We start from the raw sequence: 17,412 nt of genomic DNA on the forward strand, positions 1-17,412 counted from the left end.
GATGTCAGCTGACGGCTGGAGACTCGCCACGGGGACCCTCACCCGGATCCCCGCAGGCGCCATCGGACAGGTGACGGCGCCGATCGCCCGGACGGCGATGGTGATCGGGTCGGTGGTCATGGCGCCGGTGGCGCTCGCCGCCGGCCTCGTCGGCTGGACGGCCGTACGGCTGGGCGCCCCCGGACTGGTCGGCGGGCTGCTGGTGGTCGGGATCGTCGCCCAGCTGAGCCGGTCGATCCACTGGGACGGGCTGGCCGACACCGCCGACGGGCTCGGCTCCTCCTGGGACCGCGACCGAGCCCTGGACATCATGCGCACCGGCGACGTCGGCCCGATGGGCGCCGGCACCCTGGTCGTCGTGCTGGGGCTGCAGGCGGCATCGTACGGTGCGCTGCTGGCGCGGCCGTACGGGTGGCTGGTGGTCGCGGCTCTGGTCTGCGCCTCGCGGGCGGCGCTGGTGCTCGGTTGCCTGCGCAGCGTCCCGGCCGCCCGGCCCGAGGGCCTCGGCCAAGCCGTGGCCGGGTCGGTGCCGTGGTACGGCGCGGCCGTCGTCTGGCTGGTGTGGGCAGGCGTCCTGTCCGGCGTCGCCCTGCTGTCGGGCGCGAACTGGTGGGCCGGTGCGATCGCCGCGGCCGGGGGGCCGCTCGCCGGCGGGGTCCTGCTGTGGTGGTGCGTCCGCCGGCTGGGGGGTATCACCGGTGACGTCCTCGGCGCACTGGTCGAGGCCGCGGCGGCCGGGCTGGCCGTGGTGGCGGTGATGGCGTGGTGAACGGCTGGACCCGGGCCCTCGGCCTGGCCCTCGGTTTCGGCCTCGACCGGCTGGTCGGCGACCCTCGTCGCGGGCATCCGGTCGCCGCGTTCGGCCGGGCGGCCATCGCGCTGGAACGGCGGACGTACGCCGACTCGGTCGCCGCCGGCGCAGGACAGGTGGCGCTGCTCGTCGGCTCCACCACCCTGGCCGCAACGCTGGTGACGAGGCTGGCCCGGCGCTCGGTGCTCACCGACGTCGCCTGGACGGCGCTGGTCACCTGGTCGGTGCTCGGGGGTCGCTCGCTGGAACGGGAGGCCTCGGCTGTGGCCGATCATCTTGAGCGCGGCGACCTGCCCGCGGCCCGTGAGCAGGTGGGTCACCTGGTCAGCCGCGACCCCTGGGTGCTGGACGCCGCGGGCGTGACCCGAGCGGCGATCGAGTCCCTGGCCGAGAACACCTCCGACGCCGTGGTGGCCCCTCTGGTCTGGGGGGCGATCGCCGGCGCCCCGGGAATGGTGGCCCACCGGGCGATCAACACACTCGACGCCATGATCGGCTACCGCAACGACCGGTACGAGCGGTACGGGAAGGTCGCCGCCCGGCTCGATGACGTCGTCAACTGGCTCCCCGCGCGGCTCGGTGCCGCGATCGCCGCGGGAACCTCATGGTCGGCCTGGCGGGCGATCCGCGAGGACACGGCGGCGCATCCCAGCCCGAACGGCGGCCAGATCGAGGCCGCCTTTGCCGGCGCGCTGGGGATCCGTCTCGGCGGGGCCAACGCGTACGGCGGACGCGTCGAGGACCGCGGCGTGCTGGGTGACGGCCGGGTGGCCAAGCCCGCGGACGTCGCCCGAGCGGTCAGTCTGGGCCGTCGGGTGCAGCTCGGGACGCTGATGGTGGCCATGGGCCTGGCCGCGATCGGTGGCGGTGCGCCCAACCGGCCTCGATGGTGCTGAAGTCGCGTCCCCAGGCGCGCGTCGACCGGTTACTGACGGAGTAGACGTAGCCCAGCGGTGAACGCCACACCCAGGTGCCCGGGTCCGTCCGGTCGAGGCGGAAACCACCATGGGTCCGGGCCCGGTGAGCCCTGCGGCCGAGCGGGCCCAGGTTGTCGATGGCCGTCACCCCGCCGGCCCGCCAGGGCACGGTGTGGTCAAGGTCGCAGGCCCGTGCGGGCACCTGCCCCACGGGGCCACCTCGTACGGCTGGATCTGGATCACCTGCTCCCGGAGGCGGTCGGGGATCTCATACGAGTCGACGGTCTGTGAGTCACGCGTGTCGATCACCTGGGTCACCCGGACCGGGCAGCCGCCCAGGAACTCGGCAAGCTGCGACAGCGGCACGGGCTCGTGTCCCTCGACCCGCGCCACGCCACAGCCCGCCTCGAGATCGGCAGCGCTGACATGCACGTGCAGGCGGACCACAGGACGCAACCGGGCCGGGTCGACGGTGCGGAAAGCGGCCGCGAGGTCGGCGGTCCGGGCACGCCACCAGGACCGCGAGGGGACCACGTCGGGCTCGCCGGGAGGATCCCCGGGGCCAGGGTCGGGGGGTAGGGACTCGAGGTCATCGGGTTCGGCGAGGGCGGAGATCGGGAGGGCCTGCTGCCAGTCGGGCATCTCACCGTCGGGATCGTCCGGAACGACAGGATCGAGGGGGTCGACAGGATCAGCGAGGTCGGCCAGCAGCGCCGCCGCCAGGGCCGGCGTGGCCAGCATCCCCATGGCGCGTGCGCGGCGGGTGTCGAGTGGGGACCCGTCGCCGTGACGCTCGAGTGCCCGGGCGAGTTGGTCGACCGCCGCGTCCACGTGGACGGCGTCAGCGGTGTCGAGATGAGCCACCACCGCGGTCACCCCGGGGCCGGGCTTCTCCCTCCCCAGCCGTACGAACCGGTGTTCGCGAGCCGCCCGCGCCCGGGCCTCGATCAGGTCGGGAGCGATCTGGGCGATCTCGCCCTCCGCCAGGCGCTGCATCCGTGTCCAGCCGAGGCCCGGCATGACCGGCGCGAGGACGGAGTCCAGCTCGTCGGCCTGCTCGAGGGTCAACGGGTGCGCCATGGCGGCGATCCGGCGGGCCTGCCAGGCCCGGACCTGTCCGGCCGCCAGCAGCTGCCACAGCCGCGGATGCCGGTGCCGAAGGTTGAGCGCGTCGGAGATCAGCAGGGCGGCCGAGGCGTGGGTGCAGCCGAAGAGCGCACCAAGCTCCATCGCCAGGAACTCTGGCACCCGTGGCGTGCCGTCACCGCCGAGTTGCGCCATCCCCTCCCCACCGGGCAGTGCCTGGTGCGCCCTGGTGGGACGGGGCGCCGCGTCGACCAGCTCGGCCACCAGGACCAGCTCGTGCCCCTCGAGGGACATCTGAAGGCTGCGGTTGGCCAGCAACTCGTCGGCGATCGCTGTCGCCTGGCCGGCCGGACCTCCGTGGGGCAGCTCGAACACCGGGAGCGGCTGACCGCCCCCGTCACTGTCCGGACCCTGCTCCGGACCCCTCCCCGGCACCCGCTCCTCACCCATGTCTCCACGGTAGAGAAGGTGTCTGACATCAACCTCGGGCACCATTCCCACCACCGCCGAACCGCCCGTTGACTACCCTGTTCGCATGGCCGACCCCCGCGTACGACCCGCTGAGCCCGTGATGCCGGGACGGCCGTGATGGGCACCTGGATCGTCCTGCTGATCACCATCCCGCTGGTCGGCTGGTTGACGGCCGTGGTGGTGGCCACCCCGCGCCGGGAGCGTCGGCGCGTCGCCGAACTGGCCGAGGGGGCCCACGCCCGCGGCTGGACCTACACCGAGGACGCCTCGCGGCTCCGGCCGCCCCCACCACAGCTGCGGGAGTGGCAACGCCCGGTGATGTTCCGCGAGGGGTTCAGCGGCACCTATCGCGGTCAGGAGTTCTGGGTCGCCCACGTCACGTACGAGTCGACGGACCCGGCGCGCCAGGGCCGGCGGAGACACGCGACGCTGTGCTGGCTCCGTCTCCCCTTCCCCCTCAACGACGTCCGGATCGTGCCCCTGGAACTACTCGAGGAACGCCACCAGTTCGTCGGGGGATGGTCCATCGCACCGGCGACGAGGCCTTCGACGCCCGGTTCGCGATCCTCACCGATGACGAGTTGCTCGGCCGGATGGCGACCGGCCCGGCGGTCCGTACGCTGCTGACGGTGAACCAGATCCCCTGGAGCGTCACGCTGCAGGGCCTCACCGTGGTCGCCGAACGCCTCGACCGGGTGCCGCAGAGCATGGAGGACGCCCTCAACGGGGTGGCGATCGCGGACGCGGTCGCCCGGGGGCTCACCGGTCAGAGTCAGCGCTGACCACGTACGTCCGGTCGGCGAGGTCCGCCTCGAGGCGCACCCAGCCCTCCTCGGAGCGCCACGTCAACTCCAGCCGCGAGCCCTCCCCGCCGAGGCTGAACTCGCCGTTGAAGGCCGGATGTTCGGCCCGCAGCCGGAGCAGGTCGAGGAGGCGGCGGACCACCGGACGCTCCAGCGCGGCGGTGATCTCCTCGTCGGTGTAGGCGTGGCGGTTGATCTCGCGGCCGACCCCGGTCGCGGCGAGACGCTCCATGTCGTCGCCGCCGGCGAGCAGACCGACGTAGTAGACCTGCGGGATGCCGGGGACGAAGAGCTGGATCGCTCGGGCCACCAGGTAGGCCTCGTCATCGGCCAGAGCGGCCGGGTAGGTGGCGTTGACCTGGTAGAGGTCCACGTTCGAGGCGGCCCAGCCGGTCGCCTGACGGGACTCCCCGTGCGTGTTGCGGTGGATCGACTCGACCAGATCGTGCAGCTGGTCGTCGGTGATCAGCCCGCGGACGTCCATCACGCCGATGCCGTCGTGGGTGTCGAGCACGGTCACGCAGTTCGTCGGGCGGATGTCCAGCCAGCGCCGCAGTGGTTCGGCGTCGCCGGTGCTCAGCCCGTGCAGCAGCAGCGGCGGCAGGGCGAAGTCGTAGACGAGGTCGACGGCGGCGGCGATCCGCTGCTGCACCTCGTGGCCCGCGTGGACCTCGACCAGCGCCGTCATGCCCAGCTCGTGGGCCCGGGCCACCAGCTCGTCGAGGAAGGCGTACGTGTCCTCGGTCAGGAAGCACGAGGTGCCCGCGGTCTTCATCGCATAGCCCGCGGCGTCCAACCGGATCATCGACACTCCGGCATCGGCCAGCGTGGTGAGGACCCGCTCGAGGTAGGCCCGGCCGGCGGCGTCGCGCAGGTCGAGGTCGACCTGCTGCGGGGTGAAGGTGGTCCAGACCAGCCGGCGCGTCCCGCCCCAGTCGTACGGGGTGAACGGGAGCCCGGGGCGGGGCCGGAAGATGGTCGCCAGCTGCTCCTCGGTCGCGCCCTGCGGGAAGACGTCGGCGTAGGTGAGGAACATCCGGGCGGCCGGTGAGGCCTGGCCGCGTTCCAGGACGTCGCGGAACTCGGCGCTGTCGGCGGAGACGTGGTTGACGATGACGTCGGTCATCACCCCGATGTCGCCCGCCAGCGCGCGGACGTCGTCCCAGCTGCCCAGCCGGGGATCCACGCTGGTGTGGTCGACCGGGTCGAAGCCGGCGTCCGCCCCGTCGTACGGCGTGAAGTACGGGAGGATGTGGACCCCGTCGAAGAGCCCGGCCAGCGGCCCGGTCAGCAGCCGGTGGAGGCCCGCCAGGGAGCCGCCGAGCCGGTCGGCATACGCGATGAGCTGCGTCACAGCACCAGTGTCTCCCTTACCTGCTTGCGCAGCACCTTGCCGAGCATCGAGCGCGGTAGCTCACCCTCGGCGGTGATCACCCGGCGCGGCACCTTGTAGGCGGCCAGCATGCCGCGGCAGTGCGCGCGGACCTCCGCCTCGTCGATCCGGGCACCCGGCTCGGCCTCGATGACGGCGACGATCATTTCCGCGCCGTCGTTCTGGCGCTTGCCGACCACCGCCACGTCCTTGACCCCCGGGAACGTACGGATCGCCTGCTCGACCTCGCTCGGGGCGACGTTGAAACCGCCGGTGATGATGAGTTCCTTGGCCCGGTCGACGATCGTGGTGTAGCCGTCCTCGTCCACCACGACGAGGTCGCCCGTGCGCAGCCAGCCGTCCGCCAGCAGGGTCTTCGCCGTCTCCTCGGGGTTGTGCCAGTAGCCCTGGAAGACCTGCGGGCCCTTGATCAGCAGTTCGCCGCGCTCCCCCCGGGCCACCTCACGGGTCGGATCCTCGGGGTCGACGACCTTCATCAGCGTGGAGGGGAACGGCACCCCGATGGTGCCAGTCCGCCGGGTCGGCCAGAAGGGGTTGCCGAGGGCCACCGGGGAGGACTCGGTCATCCCATATCCTTCGACCAGCAGCCCGCCGGAGACCGACTCCCACAGCTCGACGACCGGGTCGGTGAGCGCCATCGCGCCACTGATGCAGAACTTCGCCGAGCGCAGCGACACGCCACGCTCGATCGCCGCCCTGGCCGTACGCTCGTAGATCGGCGGGACGGCGCAGTAGACCGTCGGCGGGAACCGCGTGGCCGCCTTGAGCACGAGGTCGACGTCGAACTTCGGGAAGAGCACCAGGTTGGCCTGCCGCAGCACCCCGTACGTCAGGTAGAGCGTCATGCCGAAGGCGTGGAACATCGGCAGCACCGCGTAGAAGTTCTCCTTGCGGTACTCGGCGTCCTTCATCCACGCCTTGCCCTGTAGCGCATTGCTGTACAGGTTGAAGTGACTGAGCATGGCGCCCTTGGGGTGGCCGGTGGTGCCCGAGGTGTACTGGATCACCGCCAGGTCGTCGACCGTCGGCCGGGGCACCTCCGGATCCACCGGCGGGTGGGCCAACAGCGCCTTCCAGCGCATCGTGCCCGTCGTGGGCGCGGTGAGCGATCCGCGGGTGTCGCGCAGCTTCTTGACCGGCAACCTCAGGGCGGCGCGCATCGCCGCCGGGAACTCCTCGACCATGTTGACCGAGACGAGGGTGTCCGGCCGGTGCTCGGCCGCGAACCCCTGAAGCTTGGGCGCGGCCACGTCCCAGGCGATCGCCACCCGCGCCCCGTGGTCGGCGAAGAGTTCCTCCAGCTCGCGGCCGGTGTAGAGCGGGTTGTGCTCCACGACGACGGCCCCCAGCCGGAGCGCCGCGTAGAAGGCGACGACGTGCTGGGGGCAGTTCGGCAGCATGAGCGCGACCCGATCACCGGGGCGTACGCCCAGCAGGCGCAGCCCCTCGGCGGCCCGGAAGACGGCGTCGCCGAGGGCGGCGTACGTCGTGGTGCGACCGAAGAAGGTCATCGCCACGGCGTCGCCCCCCTCGGCGACGGACCGTTCGAACATCGCGAACAGCGACTCGGTGGGGAGGTCGATCTCCGCCGGCACGCCCGGCTGATAGGCGGAGACCCAGGCGGGCGGGGGGCTGGTGGTCATGCGACCAGGCTAGGGGCGCGGGGGCATCACGTCAGGCGGCGAGCCGGGCGACCTCCCGCAGTTCGGCCGGGGTGGCCGAGCCGTAGCCGAAGAACTCCAGGTAGGCCGGGATCTGCTCGAAGAGCATGTCCGTCCCGACCTGGGTGGCGCACCCCCGCTGCCGTGCCGCGGCGAGGAAGGGCGTGATCTGCTGCTTCATCACCACCTCCCCCACGAACGCGGTCGGTGCGATCCGGGAGACGTCGAACGGCAGCGGGTCGCCGGGCTCCATGCCCATCGGCGTGGCGTTGACCACGACGTCGTAGCCGTCGGGGTCGTTGTCGCCGACCACGACGCGCAACTGCGGGTGGTGCGCGGTGAGCCGACCGGCCAGGGCGTCCGCCGACCCGGTCCGGACGTCGTACAACCCCAGCTCGGCGACTCCGGCGGCGGCGAGGGAGGCGGCGATCGCCGACCCGACCCCGCCGCAGCCGGTCACCAGAGCCCGGGCCCCGGTGGCGGAGCGGCCGTGCCGCTCCATCCCCCGGACGAAGCCCTCGCCGTCGAACATGTCGGCGACCAGCATCCCGTCCTCGCGGACAAGGACGGCGTTCGCGGCACCGGCGATCCGGGCCGCCGGGCGGACCTCGTCGACCAGGTCGAGGACGGTCACCTTGTGCGGCATGGTGACCAACGCGCCCCGTACGTTGCTCGCTGTCATCAGCGACCGGAAGGTGGCGGAGAAGGCGGGCTCGGGCAGGCCGAGTGGGACCACGGCCGCGTCGATGTCGTGCGCCTCGAACCACGGGTTGTAGATCAGCGGGGCCTTGAACGAGTGGGTGGGATACCCGATGTGCAGCAGGACGCCGGTCCTGCCCGAGAGCGATGTCGTCATCGTCCGATCACCTCAGCCCAGCTGGCTTCCGCCGGCCTCGCGGCGCAGACGCAGGTACTCGGGACGCGGGATCGGCGTGCCACCGGGCTCACCGAGGTCGTGGACGTGCAGGCGGTAGGTCTCCCGGGAGGACCAGGCGGCGAGGGCACAGATCACGGTGATGACCAGGGTGATCGCGCCGATCCGGAACGGGACGCCGGTGCTGCCGGGCGGCGCGATGGCGGTGAAGATCGCCGGCAGGAAGGCGGTCAGCATGGTGCCGATGTTCTGGGCGATGGCCATCGCGGTGACCCGGGTGCGGGTCGGGAACATCTCGGCGTAGAAGGAGGGGAACGTCGCGTTGTAGCCCTGGTAGACGAGGCCCCACATCACCAGCGAGAAGACGATGGCGAGGACCACGTTGTGCTGGCTGATCGCCCAGAGGTAGCCGAAGGACATCAGACCGGAGCCGATCGCGCCGACCATGATCGGGATGCGCCGGCCGATGCGGTCGCTCACGCTACCGACCCACGGGATGACGATGACGGCGACGATGTTGCCGAGCACCGGGATCCACAGGTAGACGTCGGCGTGGAAGCCGATCCCGTACGACTTCTGGGTGGCGTACGCGGCGCCGAAGACGGTGGTGACGGTGGGGATGACGTTCATCAGGGCCATCAGCATGACGCGGACCATGTTGCCGCCGCTCTCGCGGAACGCGATGGCGACCGGGCTGCCCGGGACGGCGGCAGCCTTCGTCTCCTCCTTGAAGGCAGGGGTCTCCGGCACCCGGCGGCGGATCAGCCAGCCGGCCACCACCACGAGGACGCTCAGGACGAACGGCACCCGCCAGCCCCAGCTGGTGAACGCCTGGTCGGGAAGCATCCGGGCCATCGGGATGAAGATCGCGGCGGCCAGGATCTGGCCGAATTGCGTGCCCTGCAGGGTGAAGCTGGCGAAGTAGCCACGCCGGCCGAACGGGGCGTGCTCGACGATCATCGAGCTGGCGCCGGAGAGCTCACCGGCGACCGCGAAGCCCTGCACCAGGCGCAGCGCCACGAGGAGCGCCGGCGCGAGGACGCCGACCTGTTGGTAGGTGGGCAGGGCGGCGACCGCGAGAGTCGAGGCGCCCATCAGGATCATGCAGAGGACGAGCACGTTCTTGCGTCCGTGCCGGTCGCCCCAGCGGCCCAGGACGAAGGCGCCGATGGGCCGGGCGACGTATCCCACGCCGTACGTGGCGAGGGAGGCGATCAGGGCGACCCTGGCGTCACCCTTCGGGAAGAAGAGCTGCGGGAAGATCAGCGCCGCGGCCTGGGCGTAGATGAAGAAGTCATAATACTCCAGCGCGCTGCCGATCCACCCACTGGCGGCGGCTCGCCGAGGTGCGTGGTGGCCCCGCGGCTCGTGGTGGGCGGCGCTCTTGCGCGCCGTCGTCGTGGTCTGGGACATCGAGGTCTCCATTCATCGTTGGATGGTTCTCGTCGTCGGGTCCGGTGGATGCCGGGTTACCAACGTGTGTACTAACTAGTACATACACCATGTACTATCTGGTACATTGTTGGCAAGACCTGATGTCGAGGAGGAGATCAGATGCGTCGGAAAAGGCCGTCAGTCGGCGGTGCGCAACCAGGAGAGAATGACGTCGACGGCCATCCGACGGTTCTTCGCGCGATGCTCGGGCGAGCCCATGTCGTAGCCGAAGCTGGCCTCGACCGTCGGCCGGTTGGTGACCTGGAAGATCGCCCAGGACATCACCATCAGGTGGACGTCGATCGCCGTCACCCCCTGCCGGCAGAACGAACCGTCGTCGTGGCCACGGGCCAGCACGCCGTCGAGCAGGTCGATCACCGGGGTGTTGATCGGGATCTGCCGCTCGGAGGTGCGCAGGTGCTCGGCGTGGTGGATGTTCTCGATCGCGACCAGACGCCCGAACTCCGGGTGCGTGACGTGGTAGTCGAAGTCGAACTCGATGATCGTCCGCATCGCCTCCACCGGGGTGAGCGGGGCCAGGTCGAGCTTCTGCTCGGCCCGACGGATGCCGGTGTACGCCTCCTCCAGCACAGCGGCGTAGAGGCCGTCCTTGCCACCGAAGTAGTAGTAGATCATCCGCTTGGTCGTCCGGGTGAGCGCCGCGATCTCGTCGACCCTCGCCCCCGACAGGCCCGAGCGGGAGAACTCCGCCGTGGCCACCTGCAGGATCTCGGCCCTCGTGCGCGCCGCATCCCTCGAGAGTTCTTCGTCCCGCCGACCGTTCCCCATCCCCACAGTCTGACATCCCACCCGATCGGAGCCGAATCATGACCCCCTATGTCGCCGTCCTCAACGGTCCCAACCTCAACCTGCTGGGCCAGCGCCAGCCGGAGGTGTACGGCCGCGACACCCTCGCCGACGTCGAGGACCTCTGCGCGGCGACCGCCGGGGCGGCCGGGTTCGAGGTCCGGTGCGTGCAGAGCAACCACGAGGGTGCGCTCCTCGACGCCGTCCACGAGATGCGCACCGAGGCGGCCGGCTTCGTGGTCAACGCCGGGGCCCTCACCCACACCTCGGTGGCCCTGCGCGACGCCCTGGTGACGATCACCGGTCCCCTGATCGAGGTGCACATCTCCAACGTGCACGCCCGCGAGGCGTTCCGGCACCACTCGTACCTGTCCGACATCGCGGCCGGGGTCATCGTCGGCTGCGGGATCGAGGGCTACTGCTTCGCGGTGGAGCGCGTCCTGACGCTGACCGGGGGTCGTGGTGCGTAAGGGCATCGCCACCGTCTCGGTCGGCGGCACCCTGGACCGCAAGCTGGAGGCTATCTCCGCCGCCCGCTTCGACGGGATCGAGATCTTCGACCCCGACCTCGTCTCGTCCCCCCTTTCGCCGGCCGAGTTGGCGCACCGTTGCGCGGACCTCGGGCTCACCATCGACCTTTTCCAGCCGATCCGCGACGTCGAGGGCACCCCTCCGGCCGAGTTCGGAGCCGTGCTGCACCGGGTCCGGGCGAAGTTCGCCGTGATGGGTGAGCTCGGGGTCGACCGGGCACTGGTCTGCTCGTCCGTACGCTCCGATGCCCTCGACGACCGGGACCTGATGGCCGAGCAACTCGCCGCGGTAGCGGAGCTGGCTGCGGAGGCCGGGATCCACGTCGGCTACGAGGCCCTCGCCTGGGGACGGACGACGAGCCGCTTCGCGGAGGCTTGGGATGTGGTGCGCCGGGCCGACCATCCGCACCTGGGCGTGGTGGTGGACACCTTCCACATGCTGTCCCGCGAGGACGGCCCGGAGGCCCTCGGCGACGTGCCGGGCGACCGGATCGCCTTTCTGCAGATCGCCGACGCGCCCCGGTTGGGCATGCGCATCCTCGACTGGTCGCGGCACTTCCGCTGCTTCCCCGGCCAGGGCAACCTCGACATCGCCCCGCTGGTGGCCGAGGTGCTCCGCCGCGGCTACCGCGGCCCGCTCTCGCTGGAGGTCTTCAGTGACGTGGTCCGCGAGGCCGAGCCGCGGGCCACCGCCCTCGACGCCATGCGATCGCTGCTGTACCTGGAGGAGGAACTGCGGGGCTGGTGGGACCGCCCGGAGAACGCCGAGGAACGGCCGCGGATCGACCTCTTCGATCCGCCGGCGCCGCCCGCCCGGGTGGACCCCGCCTGGGTGGAGATCTCCACCGGGGGGCCGCTCGCCGCCCGTCCGCTGGAGGACCTGCTGACGGCGCTCGGCTTCACCACCGACGACCGGGGCGGGTGGCGCAACGGAGCCGCCACCGTGCACCTCGACGAGAGCCCGACCGGTGCTCCGGCCGCCGTGACCGCGCTGGGCGTGGCGGTGGCCGAGCCGACCGACGTCACCACTCGCGCCGAGGCGATGCTGTGGCCGCGGGTCCGCGGGCCGCGGACCGGCATGCACTCCCCCAGCGGACTGTCGGTCTATCTGGAGCCGACCGCGGCGACGGGGCACGGCGAGGGCGACTGGCTGGGCATCGACCATGTCGGTGCCTCCGTCGACCCCAACCTGCTGCCCGCCGAACAGTCCTTCTTCCGGACCGTGCTCGGTATGGCCGCCGGTGACGTGACCGAGTACATCCAGCCCAACGGCCGGATGCGCAGCCGTCCGCTCACTCCCCGCGACGGCGACCTGCGGGTGATCATGTCGGTCGACGACGGCACCCGCCCCGACGAGGCGCGCCGCGGCCTCAACCAGATCGCCTTCGGCGTACCGGACATCTTCGCCGTGGTCCAGCGCGTCCGGGCCGCCGGGCTGGAACTGATGCCGGTGCCGGACAACTACTACGTCGACCTGGCCGCACGGTTCGACCTCCCCGCGGAGCGGCTGGCCCGGCTACGGGAACACGGCGTGCTGTACGACCGAGCGCCCCACGGGGAGCTGATGCACTGCTACACCCCGGTGCTCGGGAACGGCTTCTACCTGGAGATCCTGCAACGGGTGGACGGCTACCGCGGGTACGGGGCACCGAACACACCGATCCGCCTCGCGGCGCACGCCGATCAGCGCTTGCGACCCTTGACCCGCCCCAGGGCCGGCCGGTCCACGCCAGGTAGCCGCCGGTGGCGCCGAGGATGCCCCACATCCCGGCGAGCACCGGGCCGGCGAACCGGCCGAGTTTCTCGGTGTTGGCGACGAGGATGTTCGAGCCGCCGCCGATCATGGCGGCGACGATGAGGCCGAGCACCAGCCGATCGGTCATCCCCTCCGCCCGGGCCATCAGGGGCTCGAGCTCGTCGGCGCGCAGGTTGACGTCCATCCCGTCCTTGTCGAAGCGCTCGACCAGCCGCCGCGCGTACGACGGCAACTCGGTGCTCAGCATCACCGCGTCGAGGGTCGCCTCCCGGGCCCGCCCGGCCCAGTAACGCGGATCGAGCCGCTGCAGCAGGAGTCGTTCGGCGAACGGGCTCAGGGCGTCCTCGAGGGCGAAGGTGGGGTCGAGGCGGCGGCCGAGGCCGTCGACGATGGTGAGCATCCGGACCAGCAGGACGATGTCGGCCGGCAGCGCCAGCCGCTGGTTGCGGACGATACGGAAGAGGTACTTGCCGACATCGACCATCTTGACGTCCGCCAGCCGGCCTTGCAGGGCGGCGAGCAGGCCGGTGACCTCCTTGCGGAGGGCCGGCCGGTCCAACCGGCCGCGCGGTGGGGCCAGGGCGACGAGCGCTTCGGCTACCACATTGGGGTCGTTACGGAACATTCCGACGATGATGGCCGCGAACTGCCGGGTCATCACCGGGGTCATCCGCCCGATCATGCCGAAGTCGATCACCCCGATGGTGCCGTCGGGCTCGATCAGCAGGTTGCCGGAGTGCGGGTCGGCGTGGAACCTCCCCAGCTCGAAGACCATCCGCAGCAGCATCTCGCAGCTGCGCAGGGCGAGTGAGTGCCGGTCGATGCCTTGGGCGTCGAGGGCTGCGACGTTGTCGACCCGGATGCCGGTCAGCCGCTCCATCGTCAGCACCCGGCTGGAACTGGTGTCCCAGTGGATCCAGGGGATGTGGATGCGCTTGTCGTCGGCGAAGAAGGCGCCGAACTCCTCGCACGCGTGCGCCTCGATGGTGTAGTCCATCTCCGCCCGCAGCGCCCGGCTGAACTCCTCGACCAGACCCCCGACGCCGATGTCGCCGAAGAACCCCCGGTTGCGTTCGAGATGGCGGGCGATGTTGCCGAGGATCTCGAGATCCTCCGCGACCTTGTCGACCACCCCGGGCTTGCGCACCTTCACCACGACGTCGCGCCCGTCGTGGAGGACGGCCGCGTGCACCTGCCCGATCGAGGCGGTCGCGATCGCGATGTCGTCGAAGGAGGCGAAGAGTTCACCGACATCGGCGCCGAGATCGGCCCGGATCACCGCGCGGATGTCCTCGACGGGGATGGGTGGCTCGGAGTCGGTCAGCGTGCTGAGGGCGTCGCAGTAGGCGTCGGGCAGCAGGTCGCGGCGCATCGACAGCGCCTGGCCGAACTTCACGTACGTGGTGCCGAGATCCCGGAACGTCTGGACGAGGATCTCGGGGCGGATGTCGTCGGCATCGCGCGGATTGACGTAGCCGTGGCCGAGCGCCGGCAGCCAGCGGCCGAGCCCGGCCTGGTAGGCCGTGGCGTACAGACCGTTGCGGGAGAGCACCTGGGCGATCTCTCGATACCGCTGGAGGTGACCGGGCATGCCACCACCGTACATGGCACCCGCCGTGCCACGATGCATCCATGCGGGTGGATCGGCGGTCGGCATTGGCGCTGGGCGGCGGCGTGGTGGCCGTGGGTGCCCTCACGGCCGCCGGCATCTCGCTGCGCAGTCCGTACGCGGCACCGTCGGTGCTGCCGTCGGGGACATGGCACGCCGGGTCGGCCGCCGGGACGTACGACCTTGGTGGGCACCAGGTGGAGCTGGGGAGCCGGTTCCGGGTGCTGCGGGCCGGGGTGCCGGTGTGGTGGGCCCGGACGGGCGTCCTCGCCGCCGGGCGCGGCGCCCTCGACTGGACCGACGTGCACGGCCACTTCAGCGACCATCGCCGGCTCGACAGGTGGTGGTCCGACGTCCGCTGTGAGGCGGCCGAGGTGGTGGCGGCCGGCACGCTGCGGATGAGCGGCCGCTTCGCTGCCGTCCAGGGTGAGGAGAAGTCCTGGGCGCTGACCCTGGTCTCTCACGACGACGTCCTCGAGATCGACCTCACCGTGCCCGGGGCCGACGTGGTGATGCTCCGCGGCGACCTGGCCGCCGACGAGCCGGTCCGCGGCCTGGGGGCCCAGTTCTGTCCGACCGATCTGCGCGGCCGTTACGTCGTTCTCGCGGCCCGGGAGCAGGGCGTCGGCCGGGGCAAGGAGCCCCTCACCGCGATCGTCGAAGCCACCAAAGGGGCCGGCGGCTCCCCCACCACGACGTACGCTCCGATGCCCGCGCTTGTCACCGACCGGCTGCGGGCCCTGGACTGGGACGAGGACCAGGTCGCCGAGGTCGACCTGCGCAACGACCGGGTGGACGTCGCGGTCTGGACCGATCGGGTCACCGCGCGGTGGCGGACCGCCGCCGCGCCCCACGACCTGGTCCGCACGCCCCACGACCCCCTGCCGCAGTGGACGACGAGCGGGGCCATCATCGCGATGCAGGGCGGCACGGCGGAGGTCCGCCGCAAGCTCGCCGCGCTGGAGGGTGCGGCGATCAGCGGAGTGTGGATCCAGGACTGGGTCGGTGAGCGGACGACGTCGTTCGGTGACCGGTTGTGGTGGACCTGGGAGCTGGACCGGCGTCGCTACCCCGACTGGGAGCAGCTGGTGGGTGAGCTCGCGGCACGCGGCATCCAGGTGCTCACCTACATCAACCCGTTCCTGGTCGAGGCCGGCGAGAAGCCCGGCGGGGTGCGCCGGGACCTCTACCACGAGGCCCTGCAGCAGGGCTTCCTCGTCGGTCATCCGGACGGCGGCCCGTACGTGCTCGACCAGGACGGCTTCTCCGCCGTGATGGTCGACCTCACCAACCCCGACGCGTCCGACTGGTTCGGCCAGGTGATCGAGGCGATGCCGAGGACCGGGGGCTGGATGGCCGACTTCGGCGAGTCGCTGCCCTTCGACGCGGTGCTCCACGACGGGGATCCGCGCACCCTGCACAACCGCTGGCCGGTGCTCTGGGAGGAGCTGTGTGCGAGCGTGCGGGGCAGCGACGAGTTCGTCTTCCACCGCTCGGCGTGGCGCGGAACGCGAGCGCCCCACTGGGCCGGCGACCAGCTGACCTCGTGGGATGCGCACGACGGGATGGCCTCCGCGCTGCTCGGTATCCTGGCCGGCGGCCTGAGCGGACTACCGGTGATACACGGAGACGTGGGCGGCTACACCGCCCTGCCGCAGCCCGTCATCCGCACCACCAGGAACGCCGAACTGCTGCTCCGCTGGAGCGAGTGGTACGTCTGGTCACCGGTGCTGCGGACGCACGAGGGCAACCGGCCGGCCGAGAACGCCCAGGTCTGGGACCCGGACGTCACGCCCGCCTTCGTCCAGCAGACCAAGGTCTTCGCGGAACTGGCGGCCTATCGCGCCCAGGTGGTGGCCGACGAACTGCCGTCGATGCGGCATTGCTGTCTCGAGGTGCCGGGGACGACGGCAGCCCGTCGCGACGACCAGTACTTCTTCGGGCCGAGCTTCCTGGTGGCGCCGGTGATGGAGCCCGGCGCCACCTCCCGCGAGGTGACCCTGCCTCCCGGTCGCTGGGTGCTGGTGTGGACCGGCGAGGAGTACACCGGCGACCAGGTGGTGCGGATCCGCTCCCTGATCGGTCAGCCGCCGGTGCTCCACCGGGCCGAGGACACCGCCGCGGCCGAGATCTCCCGGCGCATCCGGGCACTCTGACGGGCGACCAGCCAGATCGCCGCGGCGAGGAACGCCACCCCGAAGGCCATCCGTCCGTACGCCGGCAGGTAGAACTGCGGCAGCACCAGGGCCATCAGGACGCCGAGGGGCCACGCCGCCGGACGGCGGCGGGCGAGCAGGATCCCTCCGACGGCCACCAGCAGCAGCCCCAGGCCGAACATGGCGAGGGCGACCGGCTGCATCCGGGTCGCGACCGGATCGGCGCCGGCGGCCAGCCCGAAGGTCTCGGCGCCGTAGTACGGCAGGACCAGCGCGGCACCGAGCGCGGTGACCGGACGACCGGGGCCGCCGATCCTGTCAGCCAGCGCGGCGAGGGCGATGAAGGCCCCGATGCCGCAGACGTGGGCGGCGATCCACCACGGTGAGGTGAGGTCATCGGGATAGGGCCGCATCAGCAGGTAGGCGGCCATCAGGATCCCGGCGACAAGAGCGGAGAGACGCATTGGACGTTCCTTCCGGAGGAGTTGAGAGAGCACTGCTCTCAGTTTGCCGCAACACCCCCAAGGAAGCAAGAGCAGTGCTCTCTGAAAGAATGTGGGCATGGGCGTACGCGATGAAGCACGGGCGGAGACGATGGCGCGGATCATGGCGGCCGCGCGCGAGCAGATCGCCACGGTCGGTGGGGCGGGCCTGTCCATGCGCGCGGTCGCCCGGGAGGTCGGCCTGGTGTCGTCGGCGGTCTACCGCTACTTCCCGACCCGCGACGCCCTGCTCACCGCCCTGATCATCGAGTCGTACGAGCGCCTGGGGGCCCACCTCGCCGCCCTCCCCCCGCGCTGGCGGGAGCGGGCCGCCGGCTTCCGTGACTGGGCCCGGAAGCACCCCTTCGAGTTCCAGCTCATCTACGGCACCCCGATCCCCGACTACCGCGCGCCCGAGGAGACCATCCCGGCGGCCGCCACGGCGATCGCCCCGTTTCTCGCGCTGGCCGACGTCGCCGACGCCGTCCCGGAGCTGGCCCAACTCGTGGGCTTCATCGGCCTGGAGCTCGCCGGCCACTTCGTCGGCAGCGAACCCCCGGCCGAAGAACTCTTCGACCGTACGCTCGAGCGCCAGATGGCCACCCTCGGTTCGAGGTAGCCG

General features: G+C 71.4%; 15 protein-coding genes and 1 pseudogene. 8 read left to right on the top strand and 8 right to left on the bottom strand.

Going from position 1 to position 17,412, the window contains the following annotated elements; genetic code table 11:
• Window position 1: 1 nt before the first annotated feature.
• Together Rai3103_RS03870 and Rai3103_RS03875 are read left to right on the top strand one after the other, a co-directional pair.
• Window positions 2-769: an adenosylcobinamide-GDP ribazoletransferase gene (locus Rai3103_RS03870; RefSeq protein WP_228489142.1), complete on the top strand. Its 768-nt coding sequence runs from the start codon at window positions 2-4 to the stop codon at window positions 767-769.
• Entirely contained in the window at window positions 763-1,707 is a 945-nt protein-coding gene (locus Rai3103_RS03875; RefSeq protein WP_228489143.1) for a cobalamin biosynthesis protein, read from the top strand. The genes Rai3103_RS03870 and Rai3103_RS03875 overlap by 7 nt, the downstream gene beginning before the upstream one ends.
• Window positions 1,708-1,872: 165 nt before the next feature.
• On the opposite strand, the gene Rai3103_RS03880 is transcribed toward Rai3103_RS03875, so the two are convergent.
• Complete coding sequence (locus Rai3103_RS03880; protein WP_194793256.1) at window positions 1,873-3,264, bottom strand: DUF222 domain-containing protein; 1,392 nt, start codon at window positions 3,262-3,264, stop codon at window positions 1,873-1,875.
• A gap of 138 nt (window positions 3,265-3,402) precedes the next feature.
• On the opposite strand from Rai3103_RS03880, the gene Rai3103_RS03885 reads away from it, so the two are divergent.
• Window positions 3,403-3,912: a hypothetical protein gene (locus Rai3103_RS03885; protein WP_153571472.1), complete on the top strand. Its 510-nt coding sequence runs from the start codon at window positions 3,403-3,405 to the stop codon at window positions 3,910-3,912.
• Between the two features lie 2 nt (window positions 3,913-3,914).
• The gene (locus Rai3103_RS03890; protein ID WP_153571473.1) at window positions 3,915-4,067 is read left to right on the top strand and encodes a hypothetical protein; all 153 of its coding nucleotides are present in this window, start codon (window positions 3,915-3,917) and stop codon (window positions 4,065-4,067) included.
• On the opposite strand, the gene gtfA is transcribed toward Rai3103_RS03890, so the two are convergent.
• From gtfA to Rai3103_RS03915, 5 genes are all read right to left on the bottom strand, one after another.
• Entirely contained in the window at window positions 4,045-5,442 is a 1,398-nt protein-coding gene (gene gtfA / locus Rai3103_RS03895; protein ID WP_153571474.1) for a sucrose phosphorylase, read from the bottom strand. The two genes, Rai3103_RS03890 and gtfA, sit on opposite strands and share 23 nt — an antisense overlap.
• A complete protein-coding gene (locus Rai3103_RS03900; RefSeq protein ID WP_153571475.1) occupies window positions 5,439-7,124 on the bottom strand; it encodes a long-chain-fatty-acid--CoA ligase in 1,686 nt (561 codons plus the stop codon). Before Rai3103_RS03900 ends, gtfA begins: the two co-directional genes overlap by 4 nt.
• 31 nt (window positions 7,125-7,155) lie before the next feature.
• On the bottom strand, window positions 7,156-7,998 hold the full coding sequence (locus Rai3103_RS03905) for a shikimate dehydrogenase family protein (RefSeq protein ID WP_153571476.1): 843 nt from the start codon (window positions 7,996-7,998) through the stop codon (window positions 7,156-7,158).
• A gap of 12 nt (window positions 7,999-8,010) precedes the next feature.
• A complete protein-coding gene (locus Rai3103_RS03910) occupies window positions 8,011-9,429 on the bottom strand; it encodes an MFS transporter (protein WP_153571477.1) in 1,419 nt (472 codons plus the stop codon).
• A gap of 159 nt (window positions 9,430-9,588) precedes the next feature.
• Window positions 9,589-10,239, bottom strand: coding sequence for a TetR/AcrR family transcriptional regulator (locus tag Rai3103_RS03915; RefSeq protein ID WP_153571478.1), 651 nt, complete (start codon window positions 10,237-10,239; stop codon window positions 9,589-9,591).
• 38 nt (window positions 10,240-10,277) lie between these two features.
• On the opposite strand from Rai3103_RS03915, the gene aroQ reads away from it, so the two are divergent.
• Both aroQ and Rai3103_RS17400 read left to right on the top strand, forming a co-directional pair.
• On the top strand, window positions 10,278-10,727 hold the full coding sequence (gene aroQ / locus Rai3103_RS03920) for a type II 3-dehydroquinate dehydratase (RefSeq protein WP_153571479.1): 450 nt from the start codon (window positions 10,278-10,280) through the stop codon (window positions 10,725-10,727).
• Window positions 10,720-12,645 carry a sugar phosphate isomerase/epimerase and 4-hydroxyphenylpyruvate domain-containing protein gene (locus Rai3103_RS17400; protein ID WP_153571480.1) on the top strand — a complete coding sequence of 642 codons (1,926 nt, stop codon included), beginning with the start codon at window positions 10,720-10,722 and terminating at the stop codon, window positions 12,643-12,645. Before aroQ ends, Rai3103_RS17400 begins: the two co-directional genes overlap by 8 nt.
• 499 nt (window positions 12,646-13,144) lie before the next feature.
• Here the strand turns inward: Rai3103_RS17400 and Rai3103_RS17405 are convergent.
• A pseudogene (locus Rai3103_RS17405) lies at window positions 13,145-14,200 on the bottom strand (ABC1 kinase family protein); the annotation flags it as partial.
• Here Rai3103_RS17405 and Rai3103_RS03935 point away from each other — a divergent pair.
• Entirely contained in the window at window positions 14,176-16,308 is a 2,133-nt protein-coding gene (locus tag Rai3103_RS03935) for a TIM-barrel domain-containing protein (RefSeq protein WP_153571482.1), read from the top strand. The pseudogene Rai3103_RS17405 and the gene Rai3103_RS03935 sit on opposite strands and share 25 nt — an antisense overlap.
• On the opposite strand, the gene Rai3103_RS03940 is transcribed toward Rai3103_RS03935, so the two are convergent.
• A complete protein-coding gene (locus Rai3103_RS03940; RefSeq protein ID WP_153571483.1) occupies window positions 16,236-16,772 on the bottom strand; it encodes a hypothetical protein in 537 nt (178 codons plus the stop codon). The genes Rai3103_RS03935 and Rai3103_RS03940 overlap by 73 nt on opposite strands.
• Window positions 16,773-16,869: 97 nt before the next feature.
• On the opposite strand from Rai3103_RS03940, the gene Rai3103_RS03945 reads away from it, so the two are divergent.
• On the top strand, window positions 16,870-17,409 hold the full coding sequence (locus Rai3103_RS03945) for a TetR/AcrR family transcriptional regulator (RefSeq protein WP_153571484.1): 540 nt from the start codon (window positions 16,870-16,872) through the stop codon (window positions 17,407-17,409).
• Window positions 17,410-17,412: the final 3 nt, after the last annotated feature.

It is taken from the genome of Raineyella fluvialis, assembly GCF_009646095.1.
In the GTDB taxonomy this organism is placed as follows: Bacteria; Actinomycetota; Actinomycetes; order Propionibacteriales; family Propionibacteriaceae; genus Raineyella; species Raineyella fluvialis.

Coding starts and splice junctions, on each gene's coding strand:
- Rai3103_RS03945 (WP_153571484.1), top strand. CDS start 16,870: ATGGGCGTACGCGATGAAGCACGGGCGGAGACGATGGCGCGGATCATG.
- Rai3103_RS03940 (WP_153571483.1), bottom strand. CDS start 16,772: ATGCGTCTCTCCGCTCTTGTCGCCGGGATCCTGATGGCCGCCTACCTG.
- Rai3103_RS03915 (WP_153571478.1), bottom strand. CDS start 10,239: ATGGGGAACGGTCGGCGGGACGAAGAACTCTCGAGGGATGCGGCGCGC.
- Rai3103_RS03880 (WP_194793256.1), bottom strand. CDS start 3,264: ATGGGTGAGGAGCGGGTGCCGGGGAGGGGTCCGGAGCAGGGTCCGGAC.
- Rai3103_RS03900 (WP_153571475.1), bottom strand. CDS start 7,124: ATGACCACCAGCCCCCCGCCCGCCTGGGTCTCCGCCTATCAGCCGGGC.
- aroQ (WP_153571479.1), top strand. CDS start 10,278: ATGACCCCCTATGTCGCCGTCCTCAACGGTCCCAACCTCAACCTGCTG.
- Rai3103_RS03885 (WP_153571472.1), top strand. CDS start 3,403: ATGGGCACCTGGATCGTCCTGCTGATCACCATCCCGCTGGTCGGCTGG.
- Rai3103_RS03935 (WP_153571482.1), top strand. CDS start 14,176: ATGCGGGTGGATCGGCGGTCGGCATTGGCGCTGGGCGGCGGCGTGGTG.
- Rai3103_RS03905 (WP_153571476.1), bottom strand. CDS start 7,998: ATGACGACATCGCTCTCGGGCAGGACCGGCGTCCTGCTGCACATCGGG.
- Rai3103_RS03910 (WP_153571477.1), bottom strand. CDS start 9,429: ATGTCCCAGACCACGACGACGGCGCGCAAGAGCGCCGCCCACCACGAG.
- Rai3103_RS03870 (WP_228489142.1), top strand. CDS start 2: ATGTCAGCTGACGGCTGGAGACTCGCCACGGGGACCCTCACCCGGATC.